Below are 23,091 nucleotides of genomic sequence, written 5' to 3'. Positions count from 1 at the left end.
CCCGCCCATAGCGGCTCCGACCTGCGGAAACACCCCGCCGCTCGGGCGTGTCGGGCGCTCCGCGCACGCCATGACGGCCCATTGCGCGCCCGGTGTGCGCCCTTACGCTCGCCCATGTGTTCAACCTGCCCCAGGCGCTCAAGCGCCTAGTGATCGGCCGGGCCATGCGCAGCGAGGAGCTCGGCGAGACGCTGCTCCCCAAGCGCCTGGCCCTGCCGATCTTCGCCTCCGACCCGCTCTCCTCGGTCGCCTACGCGACCCAGGAGATCCTGCTGGTGCTCACCGTCGGTGGCGCCGCCTTCCTCAACCTGACCCCGTGGGTCGCGGCCGGTGTGGTCGCGCTGATGGCGGTCGTGGTGATGTCCTACCGCCAGGTGGTGCACGCCTATCCCAGCGGTGGCGGCTCCTACGAGGTGGTGTCGCGCAACCTGGGCGCCAACTCGGGCCTGGTGGTGGCCGCCTCGCTGCTGGTCGACTACGTGATGACGGTCGCCGTCTCGGTGGCCTCCGGCGTGGACAACATCATCTCGGCGCTGCCCTCGCTGGCGGACCACCGGGTGGAGCTGGCGGTCGGCTTCGTCGTGCTGCTGATGGCGGTGAACCTGCGCGGTGTCCGGGAGTCCGGCAAGGCGTTCGCCGCGCCGACCTACCTGTTCATCGGCGGCATCCTGCTGATGGTGGTCACCGGACTGGTCCGGGCGGCGTTCGGCGACGCCCCGGTGGCGGCCAGCGCCGCGTACGGGATCGTGCCGGTGGACGGCAAGGACACCCTGGCCGGGCTGGGGCTGCTGATGCTGGGCCTGCGCGCCTTCGCCTCCGGTTGCACGGCGCTGACCGGTGTGGAGGCGATCTCCAACGGCGTGCCGGCCTTCCGGGCGCCGAAGTCGCGGAACGCCGCCGCCACCATGGCGGTGATGGGCACCACGGCCGTGGTGATGTTCATCGGCATCACCGCGCTGGCGCTGATCTCCAAGGTCCACATCGCCGACGACGCCTGTCACCTCAGCGGCTTCCCGGGGGACTGCGCGACCGCGCCGCAGCAGACCGTGATCGCCCAGCTGGCGGCGGCGGTCCTCGGCGGGGACGGCAGCGTCCTCTTCTACTTCGTCCAGGCCGTCACCGCGCTGGTGCTGATCCTGGCGGCCAACACGGCGTTCAACGGCTTCCCGCTGCTGGCCTCGATCCTGGCCGAGCACCGCTACCTGCCCCGGCAGATGCACACCCGCGGCGACCGGCTGGCCTTCTCCAACGGGATCATCGCGCTGGCCGTGGTGGCCGGTGGCCTCCTCTGGCTGTACGACGCCGATGTCACCAGCCTGATCCACCTCTACATCCTGGGCGTCTTCACCTCCTTCACGCTGTCGCAGATCGGCATGGTCAAGCACTGGAACCGGGTCCTGGCCACCGAGACCGACCCGGCGGTGCGGGGGTCCGCCCAGCGTTCCCGGGTGATCAACTCCTTCGGCGCGGTGACCACCGCGCTGGTGCTGGTCATCGTGCTGCTGACCAAGTTCACCCAGGGCGCCTGGCTGGCCGTGGTCGCGGCGGCGGTGCTGTGGGTGATGATGCGCGGCATCCGCCGGCACTACGACGGCGTCGCGGAGGAACTGGCGGTGGACGACCCGGAGGCCGAGTCGGTGCGGCCGTCCCGGGTGCACGGCATCGTGCTGGTCTCCAAGGTGCACAAGCCCACCCTGCGGGCGATCGGCTACGCGCAGGCGTTCGCTCCGGACTCGCTGGAGGCGCTCACGGTCGCGGTCGAGCCGGACGCCACCGGGGAACTGGAGCGCCGCTGGGAGGAACTGGCCCTGCCGGTGCCGCTGAAGGTGCTGGACTCGCCGTACCGGGAGATCACCAGGCCGGTGGTCCAGTACGTGCGGGACTACCGGCGGACCAGTCCGCAGGACGCGGTGGCGGTGTTCATCCCGGAGTACGTGGTCGGACACTGGTGGGAGCACCTGCTGCACAACCAGTCGGCGCTCTGGCTGAAGAGCCGGCTGCTGTTCACCCCGGGCGTGATGGTGATCAGCGTGCCGTGGCAGCTGACCTCCTCCAACCGGGCGGACCGGCCCTCGGGGCGCGCCCCGGGCGCGGTCCGGCGCGGCGAGCCGGCGGTGCGCCGTGAGCGGGAGAAGCTCCGGGCCCCCGAAAACGCTTAGGCGGGCCGCGGACCGGTGGTCCCGGGAACGCGGGCCGAGGCCCCGGACAGCACCCGCTGTCCGGGGCCTCGCCGCAGTCGGGCGCACCTGGCGGGGACCGGGCCGTGGTCCGGTCGTACCTGGCCGCAGTCCGGTCGAACGGTACCCGGCGCGCGACCGCGCCCCCCCGGCCGGAAATCCGGCCGGGGCCCCGCTCACGGCCCGGCCGGGGCCTCGGCCGCGGCCCGGACCGGGCCCCGGTCACGGCCCGGACAAGGCCCCGTATGGAGGCCGTCAACAATCGAACGGCCACCGTATGGAGGGCGTCAAGAACGCCGTTGACGCTCCGTGAGCGCGGTTGGCTGGGCTCTGCCGGCCTCTCCGCCGGCGCGCCGTGCCGGCAGCTGAACGCGGGCCGCGGCCACCTCCGAACCACCGTGGTGGAGTCCATGTCCGATCTCATCTACGTCGTCGTCACGGTCGCCGTGTTCGGCGTCATCGCCCTGATCGCGCGGGGGGTGGAGAAGCTGTGAGCGTCGAGAACGTCGCAGGTCTCATCGTCGCCGTGGCCCTCGTCGGCTACCTCGTCCTCGCGCTGATCCACCCGGAGAAGTTCTGACATGGGCTCCACTCTCGCGGGCTGGCTTCAGGTCCTCGCCCTGGTGGGCGCACTGGCCCTGTGCTACCGCCCCCTGGGCGACCACATCGCCCACACCCTCACGTCGAAGAAGCACCTGAGAGCCGAGAAGGCCCTCTACAGGGTGATCGGCGTGGACGCCGACGCCGACCAGCGCTGGCCGGTCTACCTGCGGTCGGTGCTGGCCTTCTCGGCGGTGTCCGTCCTCTTCCTCTACGCCCTGATCCGGGTGCAGCAGTGGCTGCCGCTGGGCCTGGGCGTGCCGCAGATGTCCGGCCACCAGGCGTGGAACACCGCGATCTCCTTCGTGGCCAACACCAACTGGCAGTCCTACAGCGGCGAGTCCGCGATGGGGCACCTGGCGCAGATGGCCGGGCTGGCGGTGCAGAACTTCGTTTCGGCGGCCGTCGGCATCGCGGTCGTGGCCACCCTGATCCGGGGCTTCACCCGCAACCGCACCGACCGGCTGGGCAACTTCTGGGTGGACCTGATCCGGATCAGCGTCCGGCTGCTGCTGCCGGTCGCGATCGTGTTCGCCCTGGTCCTGGTGGCCAGTGGCGTGGTGCAGAACTTCCACGGCTTCCACGAGGTCGCCACCCTGGCCGGCGACCCGCAGTCGGTGCCGGGCGGTCCGGTGGCCTCGCAGGAGGTCATCAAGCTGCTGGGCACCAACGGCGGCGGGTTCTACAACGCCAACTCGGCGCACCCGTTCGAGAACCCGACCGGCTTCTCCAACCTGGTCGAGGTCTTCCTGATCCTGGTGATCCCGTTCGCGCTGCCGCGGGCCTTCGGCCGGATGGTCGGCGACAACCGGCAGGGCTACGCGATCGTCTCGGTGATGGGCCTGTTCTGGGTCGCCTCGGTGGCCCTGCTGACCCTGGCCGAGTCGCACCACGCGGGCAGCGCGCTGCAGTCGGCGGGCGCGGCGATGGAGGGCAAGGAGCAGCGGTTCGGCATCGCGGCGTCCAGCCTGTTCGCGGCCTCGACGACGCTCACCTCGACCGGTGCGGTGAACTCCTTCCACGACTCGTACACCGCGTTCGGCGGCGGGCTGACGATGTTCAACATGATGCTGGGCGAGATCGCGCCCGGCGGTGTGGGCTCGGGCCTGTACGGGATGCTGGTGCTGGCGATCGTCGCGGTGTTCGTGGCCGGGCTGATGGTCGGCCGCACCCCGGAGTACCTGGGCAAGAAGCTCGGCGGGCGGGAGATGAAGTTCGCCTCCCTCTACATCCTGACCACGCCGACCCTGGTGCTGGTCGGCACGGGCGTCGCGATGGCGCTGCCGGGCCAGCGGGCCGGGATGCTGAACAGCGGGGCGCACGGATTCTCCGAGGTGCTGTACGCCTTCACCTCGGGCGCCAACAACAACGGCTCGGCGTTCGCCGGCATCACGGTGAACACCGACTGGTACGACACCGCGATCGGCCTGGCGATGGTGTTCGGCCGCTTCCTGCCGATGGTCTTCGTCCTGGCCCTGGCCGGCACGCTCGCGCAGCAGCAGCCGGTCCCCGCCACCCCGGGCACCCTGCCCACCCACAAGCCGCTGTTCGTGGGCCTGCTGTCGGGCGTCGTCCTGATCGTCGTCGGCCTCACCTACTTCCCGGCCCTGGCTCTCGGGCCGATCGCGGAAGGTCTCTCCTGATGTCGTCCACCATGACCGAAGAATCCGAGCGGGCCGGGAAGCCGGCCCCGCCGCCGGAGACGTCGCCCGCCGTGGCGCCGCACAGAGTGTCCGGCGGCCTGCTGGACCCGAAGCTGATCGTGGCGTCCCTGCCGGACGCGGTGAAGAAGCTCGACCCCCGGGTGATGGTGAAGAACCCGGTGATGTTCGTGGTCGAGGTCGGCTCGGTCGTCACCACCGTCGCCGCGGTGGCCGATCCCAGCGTGTTCGCCTGGTCGATCACGGTGTGGCTCTGGCTGACCACGGTCTTCGCCAACCTGGCCGAGGCCGTCGCCGAGGGCCGGGGCAAGGCGCAGGCGGACACCCTGCGCCGGACCAAGAGCGACACCATGGCCCGCCGCCTCACCGACTGGCCGCGCTCGCGGGCCGAGGAGGAGGTGGCCGGTACCGCGCTGCGGCTCGGTGACCACGTGGTGGTCGAGGCCGGGCAGATCATCCCCGGCGACGGTGACGTCGTCGAGGGCGTGGCCTCGGTCGACGAGTCGGCGATCACGGGCGAGTCCGCGCCGGTGATCCGGGAGTCGGGCGGCGACCGCTCGGCCGTGACCGGTGGCACCAAGGTGCTCTCGGACCGGATCGTGGTGAAGATCGCCTCCGAGCCCGGCAAGTCCTTCATCGACCGGATGATCGCCCTGGTCGAGGGCGCCGCCCGGCAGAAGACCCCGAACGAGATCGCGCTCAACATCCTGCTCGCCTCGCTGACGATCGTGTTCCTGGTGGCGGTCGTCACCCTGCAGCCGATGGCCACCTACGCCGGGGCCCCGCAGTCGATGATCGTGCTGGTCGCGCTGATCGTGGCGCTGATCCCGACCACCATCGGCGCGCTGCTCTCCGCGATCGGCATCGCCGGTATGGACCGGCTGGTCCAGCGCAACGTGCTGGCGATGTCGGGCCGCGCCGTCGAGGCGGCGGGCGACGTCAACACCCTGCTGCTCGACAAGACCGGCACCATCACCCTCGGCAACCGCCAGGCCGCCGAGTTCCTTCCGGTGACCGGCGTGTCCTCCGAGGAGCTGGCCGACGCCGCGCAGCTGTCGTCCCTGGCGGACGAGACGCCGGAGGGCCGTTCGATCGTCGTCCTCGCCGAGACCGAGTACGGCCTGCGGGCCCGCGCCCGGGGCGAGTCGACGCACGCCACCTGGGTGCCGTTCACCGCGCAGACCCGGATGTCGGGCGTGGACCTCGACGAGGACGAGGACCTGTTCCAGGTCCGCAAGGGCGCGGCCGGCTCGGTCGCCAACTGGGTGACGGAGAACGGCGGCACGGTCGGCGAGGACGTCGCCGACCTGGTCGACGGCATCTCCGCCGCCGGTGGCACCCCGCTGCTCGTCGCCACCCGGACCGGCACCGCGGCCCCCACGGCCCTCGGGGTGATCCACCTCAAGGACGTGGTGAAGGAGGGCATGCGGGAGCGGTTCGACGAGCTGCGCCGGATGGGCATCAGGACCGTCATGATCACCGGCGACAACCCGTTGACCGCCCGGGCGATCGCGGAGGAGGCGGGCGTGGACGACTTCCTCGCCGAGGCCACCCCCGAGGACAAGATGGCCCTGATCAAGAAGGAGCAGGCCGGCGGCAAGCTGGTCGCGATGACGGGCGACGGCACCAACGACGCCCCCGCCCTCGCCCAGGCCGATGTCGGGGTCGCGATGAACACCGGGACCATGGCGGCCAAGGAGGCCGGCAACATGGTCGACCTGGACTCCGACCCGACCAAGCTGATCGAGATCGTCGAGATCGGCAAGCAGCTCCTGATCACCCGCGGCGCGCTGACCACCTTCTCCATCGCCAACGACGTCGCCAAGTACTTCGCGATCATCCCGGCGATGTTCGCGGCGGTGTACCCGGGCCTGGACAAGCTCAACATCATGGGCCTGCACAGCCCCCAGTCCGCTATCACCTCGGCGATCGTCTTCAACGCCCTGGTCATCGTCGGTCTGATCCCGCTCGCCCTGCGCGGAGTGAAGTACCGGCCCTCCGACGCCAGTTCGCTGCTCCGTCGCAACATCGGCGTCTACGGCCTCGGCGGCCTGGTCGTCCCGTTCGTCGGCATCAAGCTGATCGACCTGGTCGTCCAGTTCGTCCCCGGCCTCAACTAGCAAGAGAGGAGAACGCATCATGTCCAAGCCCCTGCCCACCGCCGTGCGCACCCATCTCACCGCGCTGCGCGCCCTGCTGGTCCTGACGGTGCTCCTCGGCATCGCCTACCCGCTGCTGGTCACCGGCATCTCCCAACTGGCGTTCGCGGACAAGGCGAACGGCTCGATCGTCGAGGTCGACGGCAAGGAGGCCGGCTCCAGCCTGCTGGGCCAGAACTTCGACCTCCCCAAGCAGAACCCGGGCGACCCGGACGAGGCCCCCCGCCCCGACCCGCGGTGGTTCCAGCCCCGCCCGGGCGCCTACGACCCCAAGGCATCCGGCGCCTCCAACCTGGGCCCCAACAGCGAGGACCTCGCCAAGAGCGTCGAGGACCGCCGCCAGGCCGTCGCCGCGTTCGACGGCGTCGACCCGGCGAGCGTCCCGGCGGACGCCCTCACCGCCTCCGGCTCCGGCCTGGACCCGCACATCTCCACCGCCTACGCCCGGCAGCAGGTCGAGCGGGTCGCCAAGGCCCGCGACCTGCCGGCGGACACCGTTCGCAAACTGGTCGACCGGAACACCGACGACCGACCGCTCGGCTTCCTCGGCCAGCCGGGAGTCAACGTCGTCCTGCTCAACCAGGCGCTGCTGGAGCAGAAGTGACGACAGACCGGCCGAGCTGAGACGGGCCGGTCCGGTCCGGGGCGAGTGCCCCGGACCGGACCGGCCCGCCGTCCGTCCCCCGTACGACGCAGAAGACGAAAGAGCAGCGCCCATGGCCCGCGACCTCACCCCCGGCACCGGCCACCGACGCGGCCGGCTGAGGGTGTACCTCGGTTCCGCTCCCGGTGTCGGCAAGACCTACCGGATGCTGGACGAGGCCCGGCGCAGACAGGACCGGGGCGCGGACGTCGTCGTCGGCTGGATCGAGTGCCACGGCCGCCGCCACACCGAGGCGATGCTCGACGGCCTGGAGGTCGTGCCCGGCGTCCACCGCTCCTACCGGGACACCGACTTCGAGGAGATGGACCTCGACGCGTTGCTCGCCCGCCGCCCGGCCGTCGCCCTGGTCGACGAACTCGCCCACACCAACGTCCCCGGCGGGCGCCACGGCAAGCGCTGGCAGGACGTCGAGGAACTGCTGGCCGCCGGCATCGACGTCATCACCACGGTCAACGTCCAGCACCTGGAGTCGTTGAACGACGTGGTCCGGAAGATCACCGGCATCCCGCAGCGCGAGACCGTCCCCGACGAGGTGGTCCGCCGCTCCGACCAGATCGAACTCGTCGACATGGCCCCCCAGGCGCTGCGCCGCCGGATGGCCCACGGCAACGTCTACAAGGCGGAGAAGGTGGACGCGGCGCTCTCGAACTACTTCCGGGTCGGCAACCTCACCGCCCTGCGCGAGCTCGCCCTGCTCTGGGTGGCCGGGCGGGTCGACGAGGGACTGCGCGACTACCGCGCCAGCCACGACATCGACCGGGTCTGGGAGACCCGCGAACGCGTCGTGGTCGCCCTCACCGGCGGCCCCGAGGGCGAGACCCTGGTCAGACGCGCCGCCCGGATCTCGGACCGCACCGCCGGCGGCGACCTGCTCGCCGTCCACGTCACCCGCAGCGACGGCCTGGCCGGCGCCTCCTCCGGCGCCCTCGCCCAGCAGCGGCAGCTCGTCGAGAGCCTCGGCGGCAGCTACCACGTGGTCGTCGGCGACGACATCCCCACCTCGCTGCTCGCCTTCGCCCGCGCCCACGACGCCACCCAGCTCGTCCTCGGCACCAGTCGCCGCGGCCGGACCGCCCGGTTCCTCACCGGCCCCGGCATCGGCGAGACCACGGTCGACGCCTCCGAGGACATCGACGTCCACATGGTCACCCACGAGTTCACCGGCCGGGGCCGGCTGCCCGCCCTCGGCCGGCGACACTCCCGTCGCCGCACCGTCGCCGGCTACCTGGCCGGCCTGCTCGTGCCCTCGCTGCTGACCCTGGTCCTGTCCCGGTTCCACGAAACCGTCAACCTCACCACCGACACCCTGATCTTCCAGCTCGGCGTGGTCGTCGTCGCCCTGCTCGGCGGCGCCACCTCGGCCCTGCTGGCCTCGCTGGTCGCCTCGGCGCTGCTCAACTACTTCTTCATCCCGCCCGTCCACGCCTTCACCATCGGCGAGACCAACAACATCATCGCCCTGGTGGTCTTCGCCGCCGTGGCACTGACCGTCTCCACCGTGGTCGACCACGCGACCCGCCTCACCGCCCGCGCCGCCCGGGCCACCGCCGAGGCCGAGACCCTCTCCACCCTGGCCGGCAGCGTCCTGCGCGGCGCCGACGCCCTGCCCGCGCTGCTGGAGAAGTCCCGCACCGCCTTCGGCATGAGCGCGGTGGCCCTGCTGGGCCGCACCGGCGGCGAGGTGCTCGCCTCCTGCGACACCGCGGCCGACGGTGACCGGGCCGACAACGGCGCCGCCGCCCCGGACCACAACCTCGTCACCACCGAGGTCCCCGTCGGCCCCGACGCCGTCCTCGTCCTCACCGGCCGCCGGCTGCCCGCCGCCGACCAGCGCGTCCTCACCGCCTTCGCCGCCCATGTCGCCGCCGCCCTGGAACGCGACCGCCTCGCCGTCGTCGCCGCCGAGGTCGAACCCATCAGGGCCGCCGACCGGATGCGCACCGCCCTGCTCGCCGCGGTCAGCCACGACCTGCGCACCCCGCTCGCCGCCGCCCTCGCCTCGGTCGGCTCGCTGCGCAGCCCCGACGTCGAGTTCTCCCCCGAGGACCAGGCCGAACTCCTCGCCACCGCCGACGAGTCCCTCGTCAGACTCACCCGTCTGGTGGACAACCTGCTCGACATGAGCCGCCTCCAGGCCGGCGCCCTCACCCTCCACCTCGCCGAGACCCACCTCGACGAGATCCTGCCCCGCGCCCTGGACTCGCTCGCCGACCCGTACGCGCCCGTCCAGCCGCTCGACCTGGAGACCGTCCCGCCGGTGCTCGCCGACCCGCCGCTGCTGGAACGCGTCCTCGCCAACGTCGTCACCAACGCCCTGCGCCACAACGCCCCCGGCGCGCCCGTCCTGGTCGCCGCCAGCCACCACGCCGGACGGGTCGAACTCCGGGTGATCGACCGCGGTCCCGGCATCGCCCCCGAGGACCGCGACCGGGTGTTCCTGCCCTTCCAACGCCTCGGCGACACCGACAACACCACCGGAGTCGGCCTCGGTCTCGCCCTCTCCCGGGGTCTCGCCGAGGCCATGGGCGGCAGCCTGGAGGTCGAGGACACCCCCGGCGGGGGCGCCACCATGCTGCTCACCCTGCCCGCCGCCCCGGCCCGGACACCGCCCCCCGATCCGGACCCCGCCGCTCCCGTACCCGCCCGGCAGTCCTGGGAGGCCCCCGAATGAGCGAGATCCTCGTCGTCGACGACGAGCCGGCGCTGCTGCGCACCCTGCGGATCAACCTCGGCGCCCGGCAGTACGCCGTCCGCACCGCCGCGACCGGCGGCGAGGCCCTGGACCGGGCCGCCAGGACCGCCCCCGACGCCGTCCTGCTCGACCTCGGCCTGCCCGACCTCGACGGCATGGACGTCATCCGCGGCCTGCGCAGCCGCAGCGCGGTGCCGATCATCGTGCTCTCCGGCCGCGCCGGCGCCGCCGACCGGATCGGCGCGCTGGACGCGGGCGCCGACGACTACCTCACCAAGCCGTTCCTGATGGACGAACTGCTGGCCCGGCTGCGCGCGGTGCTGCGCCGCCCGCCGGTCGCCGTCGGGCCCGCGCCGCCCGCGCCGGTGATCGGCGACCACACCGTGGACCTCGCCGCCACCACCGTGACCGGGCCGAACGGTCCGGTGCGGCTCACCCCGACCGAGTGGCGGATCCTGGCCCTGCTGCTGGCCCACCCCGGCCGGCTGGTGCCCGGCCGGCGGATCCTGCGCGAGGTCTGGGGCCCGGCCCACCAGGAGCGGGGCAACTACCTGCGGGTCTACCTGGCGGGTCTGCGGCGGAAGCTGGAGCGCGACCCGGCCCGGCCGCGCCATCTGATCACCGAGCCGGGCATCGGCTACCGCTACGAGCCCTGAACGAGCCCTGAACGGGCCCTGGACGGGCTCCTGACCGCCGGGCGCGTCAACGGTCCGTCAGGAGTGGCCGTCCCGGTGTCAACAGGGCGTCAGGAGCGTCCGGATCCTCCCCTCCCAGGGCCTAGCGTCGGTGGTGAAGGAAGCGGCCCCGCTCCGTGGGGGATGCCTGGGGCCGCTTCGCCGCTCCGGCGGCCACGCAGGTGGGGCAGGGGCGCGCGGTGCCCGCATCGCGCGCCCCGATCACCCGGACGGCGGGCGCCCGTTCGGGCGGCCGGAACGGGCCCGCGCCCGGTCGCACCGGTGCCGCGCCGGTGCCGCCCGTCCGGTCCGGCCGGGTTCAGCCCCCGTCCGTGCCGCCCGACTGCCGGGGCAGCGCCAGGGCCACCGTGTCGGCGAACTCCCGCACCGCGCTGGTCCGGCTGACGACCCGCCCGCTGTGCACCACCAGCCGGCTGTGCCCGCCCGCCAGCGCCCCGGACAGGCTGTCCCCGCGCACCGCCAGCAACTCCGCCGGGAACCCGGCGTCCACCCGCACCGGCGGCAGTCCGAGCGCCAGCCGCGCCTGGTTGGAGACCGCGTCGTACGCCGCGTCCGGGTCCAGCACCCCGGCCGCCGCCAGCAGGTAGGCGGCCTCCAGCGGGTCCGCCCGCCCGACCGGGTTGGCGCCGTCCCGCAGCGAACCGCTGCCGGCCGCCAGCGGTACCCGGGCCTTCAGCAGGTCCCGCAGCAGCGCGGGCCGCAGCGCGCTCGCCGGGCCCTCCACCCCCGAACAGCCGCCGTTCTGCGGCAGGCAGACCACCCGGACCCCGCTGTTGGCCAGCACCGTCGCGGCGCCCGGCGCGAGCGACCCGCAGGGACCGACCACCACCCGGGGCCGCAGTGGGGCGAGCGCCCCGGCCAGCCGCGCCAACTGCGCCGGATCGGCGCCCGTGGTGTGCAGGTCCACCGGGCAGTCCGCCTCCCGGGCGGCCTCCAGCAGCAGGTGCACGTAGCCGGCCGGGTCCGGGTCCAGTTCGGGGCAGCCGCCGGCGGCGGTGGCGCCCAGCTTGAGCGCCTCCCGCAGCTGGGCCCGGCCGTCCGCCCCGGCCCGGCCGGTCAGCAGCCGGGGCATCGCGACGGCCTGGAGGTCGGCCAGGCCGCGCAGCGCCTGCTGCGAGGTGAGGACGGCCTCCAGCCGGCGCAGCCCGTGCACGTCGCCGATCCGGACGTGGGTGCGCTGGGCGGTGGCGCCGTAGCCGAGCGAGGTCAGGGCGGCCTCGGTGACCCGCCGGGTGAGCTCGGCGGGGGTCTCCGGCGGCGGGGTGGGCAGGGCGGCGGAGAAGGCGGCGTCGTAGTGCGCGTGGGCCTCGGCCGGGGCCGGCAGCAGCAGGTAGCCGCGCAGGTCGATCCTGGCCCCGGTGGTGACGGTGGGGCCGCCGGGCACGGCCGGCAGGGGGCCGAGGCCGCCGGCGGTGCCGACGGCCTGGATCCGGTCGCCGCTGATCCGCACGTCCACCACCCGGCCGTCCGCCAGCCTGGCTCCGGTGAGCAGCAGGACGGGCCCGTGCCCGAGCGGGTTGGCGGCCGGTCCGGGTCCGGGGTGCGGTCCGTCGGCGGCTGCGCTGTCCATCGCCCGGCTCCTTCTGGCATCCGGTTCCTGCTCGGGTCAATGAGCGACGAGCCTACGGCGGGCGGACCCGGGGCGCCGGGAGGCGGGCAAAAGTCGTATCGGCTCGGGGCGCGCCTCCGGAGGCCGGTCGAACGCCCGGCCTTCGATCGTTCGCCCGTGCGGCCCGTCGACCTGCGGACTTCGCCGCGCGATACGGATTTCACCTCTGGGCGCGGAACGTGTAATCTCTTCCTCGTTCGCCCCTATAGCTCAGTCGGTAGAGCGTCTCCATGGTAAGGAGAAGGTCTGCGGTTCGATTCCGCATGGGGGCTCTGGTGAGAAGGAGTAGGCTTCGGCTGCGCTCCGGATCACTGTGGCGGTGTAGCTCAGTTGGTAGAGCAAGCGGCTCATAATCGCTGTGTCACCGGTTCAAGTCCGGTCACCGCTACCCCGCGTAGTCGGTCGGGGGATCACACTCCCGGTCGGCTACTGTTGTCTGTGTTCTTATTCATTGTCCAAGGAAGGCACTCCCGTGGCTGCCACCGATGTCCGCCCGAAGATCACGCTGGCCTGCGTGGAGTGCAAGGAGCGGAACTACATCACCAAGAAGAACCGGCGTAACGACCCGGACCGTCTTGAGATGAAGAAGCACTGCCCCCGCTGCAACTCGCACACCGCGCACCGCGAGACCCGCTGACCCTGTTGTAGGGCATCGGGCCTGCGTGAAACAGGTCTACGGCTCCGGGCCGCATCCCTCACTGGGGGGTGCGGCCCGGAGTCTTTTGCGTCCGAACCGCCTTGTCCACCGCGTTTCCACCGCGTTTCCTAGGAGCTGCCGATGGCACTCGACCCCTCCTTCATCGGGCGGACCTACCCGCCCACCGAGCCGTACGAGGTCGGCCGGGAGAAGATCCGCGAGTTCGCCGTCGCCGTGGGTGACGCCAATCCGGTGTACCGCGACCCGGAGGCCGCCAAGGCGCTCGGCCACCCGGACGTGATCGCCCCGCCGACCTTCCCGATCCTGCTCACCATGCGGGCCTCCGCCCAGGTGGTCCAGGACCCGGAGCTGGGCCTCGACTACAGCCGGGTCGTGCACGGCGACCAGAAGTTCAGCTACACCCGCCCGGTGCGGGCCGGCGACCGGCTGACCGTCTCGGTCACCGTCGACAACATCAAGTCGCTGGCCGGCAACGACGTGCTCACCGTGCGTGGCGAGGTCGCCGACGAGACCGGCGAGCACGTGGTGACGTCGGTCATGACCCTGGTGGCCCGGGCCGCCGACGAGAAGGCGGGGGAGTGAGCCCGATGGCGATCCGATACGACGAGGTCGGGGTCGGCACCGAGCTGCCGGCGCAGTCCTTCCCGGTGACCCGGGCCGCGCTGGTGCAGTACGCGGGCGCCTCCGGGGACTTCAACCCGATCCACTGGAACGAGAAGTTCGCGCTGGAGGTCGGCCTGCCCGACGTCATCGCGCACGGCATGTTCACCATGGCCGAGGCGGTCCGGGTGGTGACCGACTGGGTCGGCGACCCGGCCGCCGTGGTCGAGTACGGCGTCCGGTTCGTCCGTCCGGTGCCGGTGCCCAACGACGGCACCGGCTCGGTGGTCGACGTCACCGGCAAGGTGGCCAAGCTGCTCGACGGCAACCGGGTCCAGGTCGACCTGCTGGCGACCTACCAGGGCCAGAAGGTGCTCGGCATGGCGAAGGCGGTCGTCCGGCTCGCCTGAGCCGGCACTCCTTCGCACCGCCCCGCATGCCGGGGCACCCCGCCCGCCCCGGCACGGCCCCGGGCCGGGCGGGAGCGGGCTCCCCGTACCCTGGGGGCGTGCTGGAAGAACTCGACGCCCCCCTCGCCCCGCTGACCACCCTGCGGCTCGGCGGCCCGGCCCGCCGCCTGGTGACCGCGCACACCGACGCCGAGGTGATCGCCGCCGTCCGCGCCGCGGACACGGCGGGGGAGCCGCTGCTGGTGCTCGGCGGCGGCTCCAACCTGGTGATCGGTGACGCCGGGTTCCCCGGCACCGTGCTGCGGATCGCCACCACCGGGTTCACCCTGGACGGCACCGCGCTGGAGCTGGCCGCCGGCGAGGTCTGGGCCGACGCGGTGACCCGCGCTGTCGGGGCCGGGCTGGCCGGGATCGAGTTCCTGGCCGGCATCCCCGGCTCGGCCGGTGCCACCCCGGTGCAGAACGTCGGCGCCTACGGCCAGGAGGTCGCTCTGACGATCACCGAGGTGGTCGCCTACGACCGCCGGGCCGACGAGGTGGTCACCCTCCCGAACGCCGAGTGCGCGTTCTCCTACCGGCACAGCCGCTTCAAGGCCGACCCCGAGCGCTACGTGGTGCTGCGGGTCCGCTTCGGGCTGGAGGACGCCGGCGGGCTCTCCACCCCGGTCCGCTACGCCGAGGTCGCCAAGCACTTCGGGGTGGCGCAGGACGAGCGGGTCGACCTGCGGGCGGCGTACGGGGCCGTGCTCGGGCTGCGGGCCGGCAAGGGCATGGTGCTGGACCCGGCGGACCACGACACCTGGTCGGCGGGCTCCTTCTTCACCAACCCGGTGCTGGACTCCGAGCAGTACGCGGCGTTCCTGGCGCTCGCCGCCGGGCGCGAGCTGAGCGCCCCCGCCTACCCGGCGGCGGACGGGCACACCAAGACCTCGGCCGCCTGGCTGATCGACCGGGCCGGCTTCGGCAAGGGCTACGGGAGCGGTCCGGCGACCCTCTCCACCAAGCACACCCTGGCGCTCACCAACCGCGGCGCGGCCACCACCGAGGACCTGCTCGCCCTGGCCCGGGAGATCCGGGACGGGGTGCGGGCGGCCTTCGGGGTGGAGCTGGTGAACGAGCCGGTGATGGTCGGCGTCAGCCTCTAGGGGTCCGCGCCCCGGATCCGGGGCCCCGGATCCGGCGCCCCGGATCCCGCCGCTCAGGCCGTCAGCCAGGCGTCGACGTCGGCCAGCAGTTCCTTCCGCACGCTGTCGGGCGCGCACGAGCCGCGCACCGACTGCCGGGCCAGCTCCGCCAGCTCCGGGTCGGAGAAGCCCAGGACGTCGCGGGCCAGGTCGTACTGGTCGGCGAGCCTGGCGCCGAACAGCAGCGGGTCGTCGGCGCCGAGCGCCAGCGGCACCCCGGCGTCGAACAGCCGGCGCAGCGGGACGTCCTCCGGGCGCTCGTACACGCCCAGCGAGACGTTCGAGGACGGGCAGACCTCGCAGGTCACCTGACGGTCGGCCAGCCGCTGCATCAGCCGCTCGTCCTCGGCCGCCCGCACCCCGTGGCCGATCCGGCCGGCGCCGAGGTCGTCCAGGCAGTCCCGGACGGACTCCGGGCCGGCCAGTTCGCCGCCGTGCGGGGCGGCCAGCAGCCCGCCCCGGCGGGCGATGTCGAAGGCCCGGTCGAAGTCGCGGGCCAGGCCGCGGCGCTCGTCGTTGGACAGGCCGAAGCCGACCACGCCCCGGTCGGTGTAGCGGACGGCGAGCCGGGCCAGGGTCCTGGCGTCCATCGGGGACTTCATCCGGTTGGCCGCGACCAGGACCCTGATGCCGACCCCGGTGGCGGCGGCGGCCTGCTCCACCGCGTCCAGGATCAGTTCCAGGGCCGGGATCAGCCCGCCCAGCCGGGGCGCGTAGGAGGTCGGGTCGACCTGGATCTCCAGCCAGCGGGAGCCGTCCCGCCGCTCGTCCTCGGCGGTCTCCAGGACCAGCCGGCGGATGTCCTCCTCGTCGCGGAGGACCGAGCGGGCGGTGTCGTAGAGGCGCTGGAACCGGAACCAGCCGCGTTCGTCGGTGGCCCGCAGTCGGGGCGTCCCGCCGGAGCTGAGCGCCTCCGGCAGCCGGACACCGTGCTTGTCGGCCAGTTCCAGCAGGGTGGCCGGGCGCATCGAGCCGGTGAAGTGCAGGTGCAGGTGGGCCTTCGGGAGGTCCCTGACGTCGCGCGGATTCAGCAGGCGTTCCATTCACGAATCCTGCCGTATCGGGGGCCCCTACGGGAACCGCCCTCTTCCCGGCCCCCGAAGGGGTGAAAAGAGGGCGGTCCGGTCAAGCGGTGTTGACGTCACGTTCCGAGGAGGCCGCGAGCGGCTCCCGGGCGGGGAGGGGTCAGCGGGCCTCGGCCAGCAGCTTCTGGATCCGGCCGACACCCTCGGCGAGGTCGGCGTCGCCCAGGGCGTAGGAGAGCCGCAGGTAGCCGGGGGTCCCGAACGCCTCGCCGGGGACGACCGCGACCTCGACCTCGTCCAGGATCAGCGAGGCGAGCTCGGCCGAGGTCTGCGGACGCTGCCCGCGGATCTCCTTGCCCAGCAGGGCCTTGACGGACGGGTACACGTAGAAGGCGCCCTCGGGCTCGGGGCAGAGCACGCCGTCGATCTCGTTCAGCATCCGGACGATGGTGCGGCGGCGCCGGTCGAAGGCGGTGCGCATCTCGTGGACGGCGGAGAGGTCGCCGGCGACGGCGGCCAGGGCGGCGCGCTGGGCCACGTTGGAGACGTTCGAGGTGGCGTGCGACTGCAGGTTGGTCGCGGCCTTGATCACGTCCTTGGGGCCGATCACCCAGCCCACCCGCCAGCCGGTCATCGCGTAGGTCTTGGCGACACCGTTGACGACGATGGTCCGGTCCGCCAGCTCCGGCAGCAGGGCCGGCAGCGAGACGAACTCCGCTTCGCCGTAGACCAGGTGCTCGTAGATCTCGTCGGTCAGCACCCAGAGCCCGTGCTCCAGGGCCCAGCGGCCGATCGCCTCGGCCTCGGCCCGGGTGTACACCGCGCCGGTCGGGTTGGACGGCGAGACGAAGAGCACCACCTTGGTGTTCTCGGTCCGCGCGGCCTCCAGCTGCTCGACCGAGACCTTGTAACCGGTGGTCTCGTCGGTCACGACCTCCACCGGCACACCGCCGGCCAGCTGGATCGACTCCGGGTAGGTGGTCCAGTACGGGGCCGGGACGATGACCTCGTCGCCCGGGTCGAGGATCGCCGCGAACGCCTCGTAGATCGCCTGCTTGCCGCCGTTGGTCACCAGCACCTGGGAGGCGTCCACCGCGTAGCCGGAGTCGCGCAGCGTCTTGGCCGCGATCGCCGCCTTGAGCTCCGGCAGACCGCCGGCCGGGGTGTAGCGGTGGTTCCTCGGGTCGCGGCACGCCTCGACGGCGGCCTCGACGATGTAGTCCGGGGTGGGGAAGTCCGGCTCGCCGGCGCCGAAGCCGATGACGGGCCGGCCGGCCGCCTTGAGGGCCTTGGCCTTGGCGTCCACGGCGAGGGTGGCGGACTCGGCGATCGCGCCGATCCGGGCGGAGACCCGGCGGTCGGCGGGGCGGACGGAACGGTCGGGCTGCGGGGTGGAAGCGCTCATGCCTGCATGGTCGCAGACCGCACATCGCCCGGGCACGGCGGTTTCACCATATGTACGGGACCGTCCGGATGGCGGCCCGGTGGGGCCCCGGTGACGGCCCGAAAAAGAAGAGGTTCGACCAAACACCCCTCCACCCCGTACACTCACTGATCGACGGCCACCGAACGAACCGGAGCCTCCACCGCCGCACAGAAGCTGTGCGGACATCGGCGGAAGATGCGGTAGGTTGGTCGTCGCTACTGGGGCCGCGAGGTTCCGTAGGGCAATAGCTCAATTGGTAGAGCACCGGTCTCCAAAACCGGCGGTTGGGGGTTCAAGTCCCTCTTGCCCTGCTGCTTGATCCGTAATCAGCCCGTTCGCTCCACAGAGCGAACGGGCTTGATGCGGAGAGGGCGCCGATCAGCACCGCTAGCCGGCCGCTCGTGCCCCTTCGGGTACGCAGTCGACGCCCGGCAGGACCCGGATTCAGGTGAGGACGAGTGACGGAGACCACGGGCTCCACCGCAACGCCTGAGAGCGGCAACCCCGAGGGGGCCGACGGCGCTGCCGAGGCGACCCCTGCGGAGGGTGACTCGCGCCGCAAGCGTTCTGGCGAGAAGAAGTCCGGCAAGCGGGCCAAGAAGGGCGTGTTCGCCCGCCTCGCGCTGTTCTACCGGCAGATCATCGCCGAACTGCGCAAGGTCGTCTGGCCGAGCCGCAACCAGCTGGTGAGCTACACCACGGTCGTGGTCGTGTTCGTCGTGGTGGTGATGGCCTTCGTCTCCGGCCTCGACTACGGCTTCTCCAAGGCCGCCCTCTGGATCTTCGGCTGACCAAGCCGTTCCACCTGTGCGTTCAACCTCCCGACCCGGGCCGGTCCTCGGCCCGGGTCGAGCTGTCTGCGTCGGAGGTACGGGGCCGCTACCGTTGACTCGGTACTGTTGAAGTCTTCGAGGCGAACTTCCGGCGACCGCGTGAGCGGAGCGGAGCCGGACCGTCGCGGAGCGTGCCACCTTCACCATCTCCAGGAAAGAAGCAGCCACCGTGTCTGAGTCCCCCCTGTACGACGCCGACGAGACCGTCCTCGAGGCGGATGTCGCCGCCGAGGACGCGGCCGAGCTGGCTGACGCCGTCGAGTCCGACGAGCAGCAGATCGTGGACGCGGTCGACGCCGACGAGGACGAGGTCGAGGCGGACGACGAGGCCGAGGCCGGCGAGCCGGCCGAGGAGGTCGCGCTGCACGTGGAGGCCGAGGAGGAGCTCGCCGAGGACGCCGAGAGCGCCGAGGGCACCGACGAGGACGCCGACGCCGAGGAGGCCGAGGAAGAGGCCGAGGAGGCCGTCGAGGTCGACCCGGTCGCCAAGTTCCGCGAGGACCTCCGGTTCATGCCGGGCGAGTGGTACGTGATCCACACCTACGCCGGCTACGAGAACCGGGTGAAGCAGAACCTGGAGCAGCGCGCGGTCTCCCTCAACGTCGAGGAGTACATCTTCCAGGCCGAGGTGCCGCAGGAGGAGGTCGTCCAGATCAAGAACGGCGACCGCAAGACCATCCGCCAGAACAAGCTCCCCGGCTACGTCCTGGTGCGCATGGACCTCACCCCGGAGTCCTGGGGCGTCGTGCGCAACACCCCCGGTGTCACCGGCTTCGTCGGCAACGCCTACGACCCGTACCCGCTGACCCTGGACGAGGTCGTCAAGATGCTCGCGCCCGACGTCGAGCGCCAGGCGGCCAAGGACGCCGGCAAGCCCTCGCCGATCAAGCCCAGCGAGATCCAGGTCCTCGACTTCGAGGTCGGCGACTCGGTCACCGTCACCGACGGCCCGTTCGCGACCCTGCAGGCGACCATCAACGAGATCAACCCCGACTCGAAGAAGGTCAAGGGCCTGGTCGAGATCTTCGGCCGGGAGACCCCGGTCGAGCTCTCCTTCGACCAGATCCAGAAGAACTAGTCCCACTGTCTTCGGATTCGGGGCGGGCCCGCGGGCCCGCCCCGAATCCGTTTTGGTCCAGCGACGCCGAGGCGTTAGCCTGGTCCGATGTGTGTGCTGGCGACCGGGTGTCGCCCCGTGTCCGCACACACCAGCAATCACCTCTCGGAAGGACCCGGAGAGACATGCCTCCCAAGAAGAAGAAGGTCACGGGGCTTATCAAGCTCCAGATCAACGCCGGTGCGGCCAACCCGGCCCCGCCGGTCGGCCCCGCGCTGGGTCAGCACGGCGTCAACATCATGGAGTTCTGCAAGGCGTACAACGCCGCGACCGAGTCGCAGCGCGGCATGATCGTGCCGGTGGAGATCACGGTCTACGAGGACCGTTCCTTCACCTTCATCACGAAGACGCCGCCGGCCGCGCGCCTCATCCTGAAGGCCGCCGGCGTCGACAAGGGTTCGAGCGAGCCGCACAAGACCAAGGTCGCGAAGCTCACCGCCGCCCAGGTCCGTGAGATCGCCACGACCAAGATGCCCGACCTGAACGCCAACGACCTGGATGCCGCGTCCAAGATCATCGCCGGCACCGCCCGGTCGATGGGCATCACGGTCGAGGGCTGAGAACCTCCCTTCCCGTCAGGGAAAAGTTGATTCAGCCGTCCCCGTGGTAGGGCCCGCGCAGGCCCGTGACACCACAACTCCATTCACCATTCAGGAGCAGCTATGAAGCGCAGCAAGGCCCTGAAGGCCGCGGACGCCCAGGTCGACCGCGAGCGCCTTTACGCCCCCCTCGAGGCCATCCGCCTCGCCAAGGCGACCAGCACCAGCAAGTTCGACGGCACCGTCGAGGTCGCCATGCGTCTGGGTGTCGACCCGCGCAAGGCCGACCAGATGGTCCGCAGCACCGTGATCCTCCCGCACGGCACCGGTAAGACCGCTCGGGTCCTGGTCTTCGCGACCGGCGAGCGTGCCGAGGCCGCGCGTGCTGCGGGCGCCGACATCGTCGGTGCCGACGAGCTCATCGACGAGGTCGCGAAGGGCAAGCTGGACTTCGACGCCGTCGTCGCCACCCCGGACCTCATGGGCAAGGTCGGCCGCCTCGGCCGCGTGCTCGGTCCCCGTGGTCTGATGCCGAACCCGAAGACCGGCACCGTGACCCCGGATGTCGCCAAGGCTGTCAACGACATCAAGGGCGGCAAGATCGAGTTCCGCGTCGACAAGCACTCGAACCTGCACTTCATCATCGGGAAGGCTTCCTTCACCGACGAGCAGCTGGTCGAGAACTACGCCGCCGCGCTGGACGAGGTGCTCCGCGCCAAGCCGTCCGCCGCCAAGGGCCGCTACATCAAGAAGACCGCGTTCTCGACCACCATCGGCCCCGGCATCCTGGTGGACCCGAACCGCACCCGTAACCTCCTCGTCGAGGAGGACCCGGCCGCGGTCTGATCGCAGCCGACCTTCGTACGGCGGGCCCGTACCCCCTTCACCGGGGGTACGGGCCCGCCGTCGTTTCCCGATCGGTACCCCCTGCCGGGGGAACGGGCGCACGGTCCGTCGTACGCTCGGCCGGTCCGCCCGCGTGTTCCCGGCCGAGGGAGCCCGCCGCCGTCCGACCGCCGGAGTGTGCCGTGCCCGCCCTTCGCCCCGCCGCCAAGGGGGCGGCCCTGTTGCTGCTCGCCGCCGGCCTCACCGCGTGCAGTGTGCTGGCCGTCTCCGGCGACCGCACCCCGATCAGCGACAGGCCCACCGTCCGGCCGCCCCGACAGGTGCTGCTGTCCGCCTCGCAACGGCTGGACGACTCCGGCGGGGCGCGGATCCGGACGGTCGAGGAGGGCCCGGCGGGGCGGCGGAGCGCGAGCGGCACGGTGTCCTGGGGCGCGAACGACTCGGCCGAGCTGACCGTCACCGACGAACTGGGCACCGGGCGGCTGCGGGGCCGGGACGGCGCGCTGGACCTCGGCTACGCCGGCGCGGCACCCCGCACCGCGGACCGGGACCGGGCGGAGTCGCTGGATCCGCGCGCCGTCCCCGGCGGGCAGGGCGGCTGGTCCGGCGGCTGGATCACCGGACTGCTCGCCAACCCGGGCGGGTCGGCGCGGCTGATGGCGCTGGCCGGCAAGCTCACCCCGCTGGGCGGGGAGGAGCTGAACGGCGGGACGGTCGCGCACTACCGGGGCGCCGCGCCGGTGGCGGACTACTTCGGCGCCGAGGAGGGGCTGAGCCCGGCCCGGCTGAACGAGGTGCTCGACTACTACGGCCGGCGCGGGGTCGGCGCCGTCGAGTACGACTTCTGGGTGGCGCCGGGGGACCGGCTGCTGAGGGTGCGGTCCACGTTCCGGGGCGCGTCCGGCGCGGTGGTGACCACCACGGACATCACCGAGGGCGCCGAGCCCACCGACGGCACTGCGACCGACGCGCCCGCCGACCGGCCCGCCGAGTCGCCCGGCGGGACGCCCGCCGCGGCGCCGGCCCCCGCGGGCTGAGCCGGTCGGCCCCGGTGCGGCGGTGCGGCCGAGTGGCGGGGGGTGCCCCGGAGTCGCGCGGGGCCGGGTGGCATGGTGGGCGGGAGCGGACGGCCCGGCCAGGGTGGCGTCCGCCGAGGACTGATCCGACGGGGAGGCCAGGATGGCGGTGCGGCAGCGGCTGGCGGCGGTGGTCGCCGCCGCGGTGCTGGCGGGCGGCCTGAGCGGGTGCGGCGGGGCGGACGGCCCGGCCCCGGGCGGTTCGTCGAGCGCGTCCGGCTCCCCGACGCCGACGCCCAGCAGCGCCTCCCCTACCTGGCCGGCCAAGCCGACCGACCGCTCGCCGCACGGCGTGCTGCTCTCGGCCCAGCTGGCGATGCAGACCGCGCGCCGGGCCAAGGTGAGCTACCGGCTGGGATCGGACGCCGGCTCCGGTCCGCTGTTCTGGCTGCCGAAGACCGCGCTCCAGGTCAAACGTTCCACCCCGGCCGCGGCCGAGCAACTGATCGTCGTGGACACCGTCGCCTACGAGGGCGGGGACGCTGCCACCGCGGCCCGGCTGGGCGGGCGGCACTGGGAGCGGTTCGCCGGGGCGCCGGGCCCGGACGGCCACCGGGAGATCCCGTACGCCGGGCTGATCGACCTGCTCAACCCGGTGGTGGCGCTGGCCGCCGCGACCGCCGACGGGACCACCGCCCAGTTCGTCGGTGAGGAGAAGTTCGAGGACTCCACGGTGGAGCACTACCGGGTGGGGACCGACGCGGCCCGCTACGCGGCGGCGCAGACCCAGCTGAGCCAGGCCCGCCGGGACGGGCTGCGCACCGCGCTGGCGCCCGGCGGCTCGGCCTCGCTCACCCTGGACCTCTGGCTGAACGACAAGGACCAGCTGGTCCGGCTGCAGCGGACCGGGACCGGCGACAGCGGCCGGCTGGACGACTCGGTGCTCTACACCGAACCCGGTGGCCCGCTCTCGGCGCAGGCCCCGGCCGAGTCGGACACCGTGGACACCGGCACCCGCAGTACCCCGCCGACGGCCCGCTGAGCCCGCCCCGTCCGGTCTCTCCCGTGCCGCTCCCGCGCCCGTCCCGAGCCGCCGGGTCCCTCCCGCCGTGCCGTCCCGCGGCCGTCACCGGGGGCGATTTGCCCCGGACGGCGGCGTCCGGCTACTGTGGCGGAAGCC

General features: G+C 72.6%; 21 protein-coding genes and 3 tRNA genes. 21 read left to right on the top strand and 3 right to left on the bottom strand.

The window, feature by feature from the left end:
* Positions 1-164 precede the first annotated feature (164 nt).
* From ACIQ9P_RS16065 to ACIQ9P_RS16030, 8 genes are all read left to right on the top strand, one after another.
* Positions 165-2,159, top strand: a complete 1,995-nt coding sequence (locus ACIQ9P_RS16065) for an APC family permease (RefSeq protein WP_402355840.1) — start codon at positions 165-167, stop codon at positions 2,157-2,159.
* 317 nt (positions 2,160-2,476) lie between these two features.
* Complete coding sequence (locus tag ACIQ9P_RS16060) at positions 2,477-2,671, top strand: hypothetical protein (protein ID WP_402355384.1); 195 nt, start codon at positions 2,477-2,479, stop codon at positions 2,669-2,671.
* Positions 2,668-2,757 (top strand): K(+)-transporting ATPase subunit F, encoded by a 90-nt coding sequence (gene kdpF / locus ACIQ9P_RS16055; RefSeq protein ID WP_402355382.1) that lies wholly within the window; start codon positions 2,668-2,670, stop codon positions 2,755-2,757. Before ACIQ9P_RS16060 ends, kdpF begins: the two co-directional genes overlap by 4 nt.
* A 1-nt stretch (position 2,758) precedes the next feature.
* Positions 2,759-4,420, top strand: a complete 1,662-nt coding sequence (kdpA, locus tag ACIQ9P_RS16050) for a potassium-transporting ATPase subunit KdpA (protein ID WP_402355380.1) — start codon at positions 2,759-2,761, stop codon at positions 4,418-4,420.
* 11 nt (positions 4,421-4,431) lie between these two features.
* Positions 4,432-6,558 (top strand): potassium-transporting ATPase subunit KdpB, encoded by a 2,127-nt coding sequence (gene kdpB / locus ACIQ9P_RS16045; RefSeq protein WP_402355378.1) that lies wholly within the window; start codon positions 4,432-4,434, stop codon positions 6,556-6,558.
* Between the two features lie 19 nt (positions 6,559-6,577).
* On the top strand, positions 6,578-7,201 hold the full coding sequence (gene kdpC, locus ACIQ9P_RS16040; RefSeq protein WP_402355376.1) for a potassium-transporting ATPase subunit KdpC: 624 nt from the start codon (positions 6,578-6,580) through the stop codon (positions 7,199-7,201).
* 112 nt (positions 7,202-7,313) lie between these two features.
* On the top strand, positions 7,314-9,932 hold the full coding sequence (locus tag ACIQ9P_RS16035; protein ID WP_402355374.1) for an ATP-binding protein: 2,619 nt from the start codon (positions 7,314-7,316) through the stop codon (positions 9,930-9,932).
* Complete coding sequence (locus ACIQ9P_RS16030) at positions 9,929-10,609, top strand: response regulator (RefSeq protein ID WP_402355372.1); 681 nt, start codon at positions 9,929-9,931, stop codon at positions 10,607-10,609. Before ACIQ9P_RS16035 ends, ACIQ9P_RS16030 begins: the two co-directional genes overlap by 4 nt.
* Positions 10,610-10,946: 337 nt before the next feature.
* On the opposite strand, the gene ACIQ9P_RS16025 is transcribed toward ACIQ9P_RS16030, so the two are convergent.
* Complete coding sequence (locus ACIQ9P_RS16025) at positions 10,947-12,218, bottom strand: hydrolase (RefSeq protein ID WP_402355370.1); 1,272 nt, start codon at positions 12,216-12,218, stop codon at positions 10,947-10,949.
* 238 nt (positions 12,219-12,456) lie between these two features.
* Between ACIQ9P_RS16025 and ACIQ9P_RS16020 the strand changes: the two genes are divergently transcribed.
* The 6 genes from ACIQ9P_RS16020 to ACIQ9P_RS15995 all read left to right on the top strand — a co-directional run bounded on the left by ACIQ9P_RS16020 (position 12,457) and on the right by ACIQ9P_RS15995 (position 15,070).
* Positions 12,457-12,529 (top strand) — tRNA-Thr (locus tag ACIQ9P_RS16020).
* Positions 12,530-12,572: 43 nt separating this feature from the next.
* A tRNA-Met gene (locus tag ACIQ9P_RS16015) sits at positions 12,573-12,645 on the top strand.
* Between the two features lie 84 nt (positions 12,646-12,729).
* The gene (gene rpmG / locus ACIQ9P_RS16010; protein WP_006604855.1) at positions 12,730-12,894 is read left to right on the top strand and encodes a 50S ribosomal protein L33; all 165 of its coding nucleotides are present in this window, start codon (positions 12,730-12,732) and stop codon (positions 12,892-12,894) included.
* Positions 12,895-13,035: 141 nt separating this feature from the next.
* Positions 13,036-13,497 carry a MaoC family dehydratase N-terminal domain-containing protein gene (locus ACIQ9P_RS16005; protein WP_402355368.1) on the top strand — a complete coding sequence of 154 codons (462 nt, stop codon included), beginning with the start codon at positions 13,036-13,038 and terminating at the stop codon, positions 13,495-13,497.
* Positions 13,498-13,502: 5 nt separating this feature from the next.
* Positions 13,503-13,925 carry a MaoC family dehydratase gene (locus ACIQ9P_RS16000; RefSeq protein WP_402355366.1) on the top strand — a complete coding sequence of 141 codons (423 nt, stop codon included), beginning with the start codon at positions 13,503-13,505 and terminating at the stop codon, positions 13,923-13,925.
* Between the two features lie 101 nt (positions 13,926-14,026).
* The gene (locus ACIQ9P_RS15995; protein WP_402355838.1) at positions 14,027-15,070 is read left to right on the top strand and encodes a UDP-N-acetylmuramate dehydrogenase; all 1,044 of its coding nucleotides are present in this window, start codon (positions 14,027-14,029) and stop codon (positions 15,068-15,070) included.
* Positions 15,071-15,123: 53 nt separating this feature from the next.
* Here the strand turns inward: ACIQ9P_RS15995 and ACIQ9P_RS15990 are convergent, their stop codons facing one another.
* Together ACIQ9P_RS15990 and ACIQ9P_RS15985 are read right to left on the bottom strand one after the other, a co-directional pair.
* A complete protein-coding gene (locus ACIQ9P_RS15990) occupies positions 15,124-16,152 on the bottom strand; it encodes an adenosine deaminase (RefSeq protein WP_402355364.1) in 1,029 nt (342 codons plus the stop codon).
* 142 nt (positions 16,153-16,294) lie between these two features.
* Complete coding sequence (locus ACIQ9P_RS15985; RefSeq protein WP_402355362.1) at positions 16,295-17,539, bottom strand: pyridoxal phosphate-dependent aminotransferase; 1,245 nt, start codon at positions 17,537-17,539, stop codon at positions 16,295-16,297.
* Between the two features lie 259 nt (positions 17,540-17,798).
* Between ACIQ9P_RS15985 and ACIQ9P_RS15980 the strand changes: the two genes are divergently transcribed.
* The 7 genes from ACIQ9P_RS15980 (at position 17,799) to ACIQ9P_RS15950 (ending at position 22,953) form a co-directional block, all read left to right on the top strand.
* Positions 17,799-17,871: transfer RNA gene (locus ACIQ9P_RS15980), tRNA-Trp, on the top strand.
* A 147-nt stretch (positions 17,872-18,018) separates the two neighbouring features.
* On the top strand, positions 18,019-18,351 hold the full coding sequence (gene secE / locus ACIQ9P_RS15975; RefSeq protein WP_402355360.1) for a preprotein translocase subunit SecE: 333 nt from the start codon (positions 18,019-18,021) through the stop codon (positions 18,349-18,351).
* Between the two features lie 211 nt (positions 18,352-18,562).
* Entirely contained in the window at positions 18,563-19,471 is a 909-nt protein-coding gene (gene nusG, locus ACIQ9P_RS15970; RefSeq protein WP_402355358.1) for a transcription termination/antitermination protein NusG, read from the top strand.
* A gap of 164 nt (positions 19,472-19,635) precedes the next feature.
* Positions 19,636-20,070, top strand: a complete 435-nt coding sequence (gene rplK, locus ACIQ9P_RS15965) for a 50S ribosomal protein L11 (RefSeq protein WP_402355356.1) — start codon at positions 19,636-19,638, stop codon at positions 20,068-20,070.
* A 102-nt stretch (positions 20,071-20,172) separates the two neighbouring features.
* The gene (rplA, locus tag ACIQ9P_RS15960) at positions 20,173-20,895 is read left to right on the top strand and encodes a 50S ribosomal protein L1 (RefSeq protein WP_045939618.1); all 723 of its coding nucleotides are present in this window, start codon (positions 20,173-20,175) and stop codon (positions 20,893-20,895) included.
* A gap of 182 nt (positions 20,896-21,077) precedes the next feature.
* Positions 21,078-21,932, top strand: coding sequence for a hypothetical protein (locus tag ACIQ9P_RS15955; RefSeq protein ID WP_402355354.1), 855 nt, complete (start codon positions 21,078-21,080; stop codon positions 21,930-21,932).
* A gap of 142 nt (positions 21,933-22,074) precedes the next feature.
* Positions 22,075-22,953: a hypothetical protein gene (locus tag ACIQ9P_RS15950; protein ID WP_402355352.1), complete on the top strand. Its 879-nt coding sequence runs from the start codon at positions 22,075-22,077 to the stop codon at positions 22,951-22,953.
* Positions 22,954-23,091 lie beyond the last annotated feature (138 nt).

It is taken from the genome of Kitasatospora sp. NPDC094019 (genome assembly GCF_044764505.1).
In the GTDB taxonomy this organism is placed as follows: Bacteria; Actinomycetota; Actinomycetes; order Streptomycetales; family Streptomycetaceae; genus Kitasatospora.
The sequence above is the reverse complement of the archived record's forward strand: the minus strand, read 5'-3'. Positions and strand labels throughout refer to the sequence as shown.

Coding starts and splice junctions, on each gene's coding strand:
- ACIQ9P_RS16065 (WP_402355840.1), top strand. CDS start 165: ATGCGCAGCGAGGAGCTCGGCGAGACGCTGCTCCCCAAGCGCCTGGCC.
- kdpA (WP_402355380.1), top strand. CDS start 2,759: ATGGGCTCCACTCTCGCGGGCTGGCTTCAGGTCCTCGCCCTGGTGGGC.
- kdpB (WP_402355378.1), top strand. CDS start 4,432: ATGACCGAAGAATCCGAGCGGGCCGGGAAGCCGGCCCCGCCGCCGGAG.
- kdpC (WP_402355376.1), top strand. CDS start 6,578: ATGTCCAAGCCCCTGCCCACCGCCGTGCGCACCCATCTCACCGCGCTG.
- ACIQ9P_RS16035 (WP_402355374.1), top strand. CDS start 7,314: ATGGCCCGCGACCTCACCCCCGGCACCGGCCACCGACGCGGCCGGCTG.
- ACIQ9P_RS16030 (WP_402355372.1), top strand. CDS start 9,929: ATGAGCGAGATCCTCGTCGTCGACGACGAGCCGGCGCTGCTGCGCACC.
- ACIQ9P_RS16025 (WP_402355370.1), bottom strand. CDS start 12,218: ATGGACAGCGCAGCCGCCGACGGACCGCACCCCGGACCCGGACCGGCC.
- ACIQ9P_RS16005 (WP_402355368.1), top strand. CDS start 13,036: ATGGCACTCGACCCCTCCTTCATCGGGCGGACCTACCCGCCCACCGAG.
- ACIQ9P_RS16000 (WP_402355366.1), top strand. CDS start 13,503: ATGGCGATCCGATACGACGAGGTCGGGGTCGGCACCGAGCTGCCGGCG.
- ACIQ9P_RS15990 (WP_402355364.1), bottom strand. CDS start 16,152: ATGGAACGCCTGCTGAATCCGCGCGACGTCAGGGACCTCCCGAAGGCC.
- ACIQ9P_RS15985 (WP_402355362.1), bottom strand. CDS start 17,539: ATGAGCGCTTCCACCCCGCAGCCCGACCGTTCCGTCCGCCCCGCCGAC.
- rplK (WP_402355356.1), top strand. CDS start 19,636: ATGCCTCCCAAGAAGAAGAAGGTCACGGGGCTTATCAAGCTCCAGATC.
- rplA (WP_045939618.1), top strand. CDS start 20,173: ATGAAGCGCAGCAAGGCCCTGAAGGCCGCGGACGCCCAGGTCGACCGC.
- ACIQ9P_RS15950 (WP_402355352.1), top strand. CDS start 22,075: ATGGCGGTGCGGCAGCGGCTGGCGGCGGTGGTCGCCGCCGCGGTGCTG.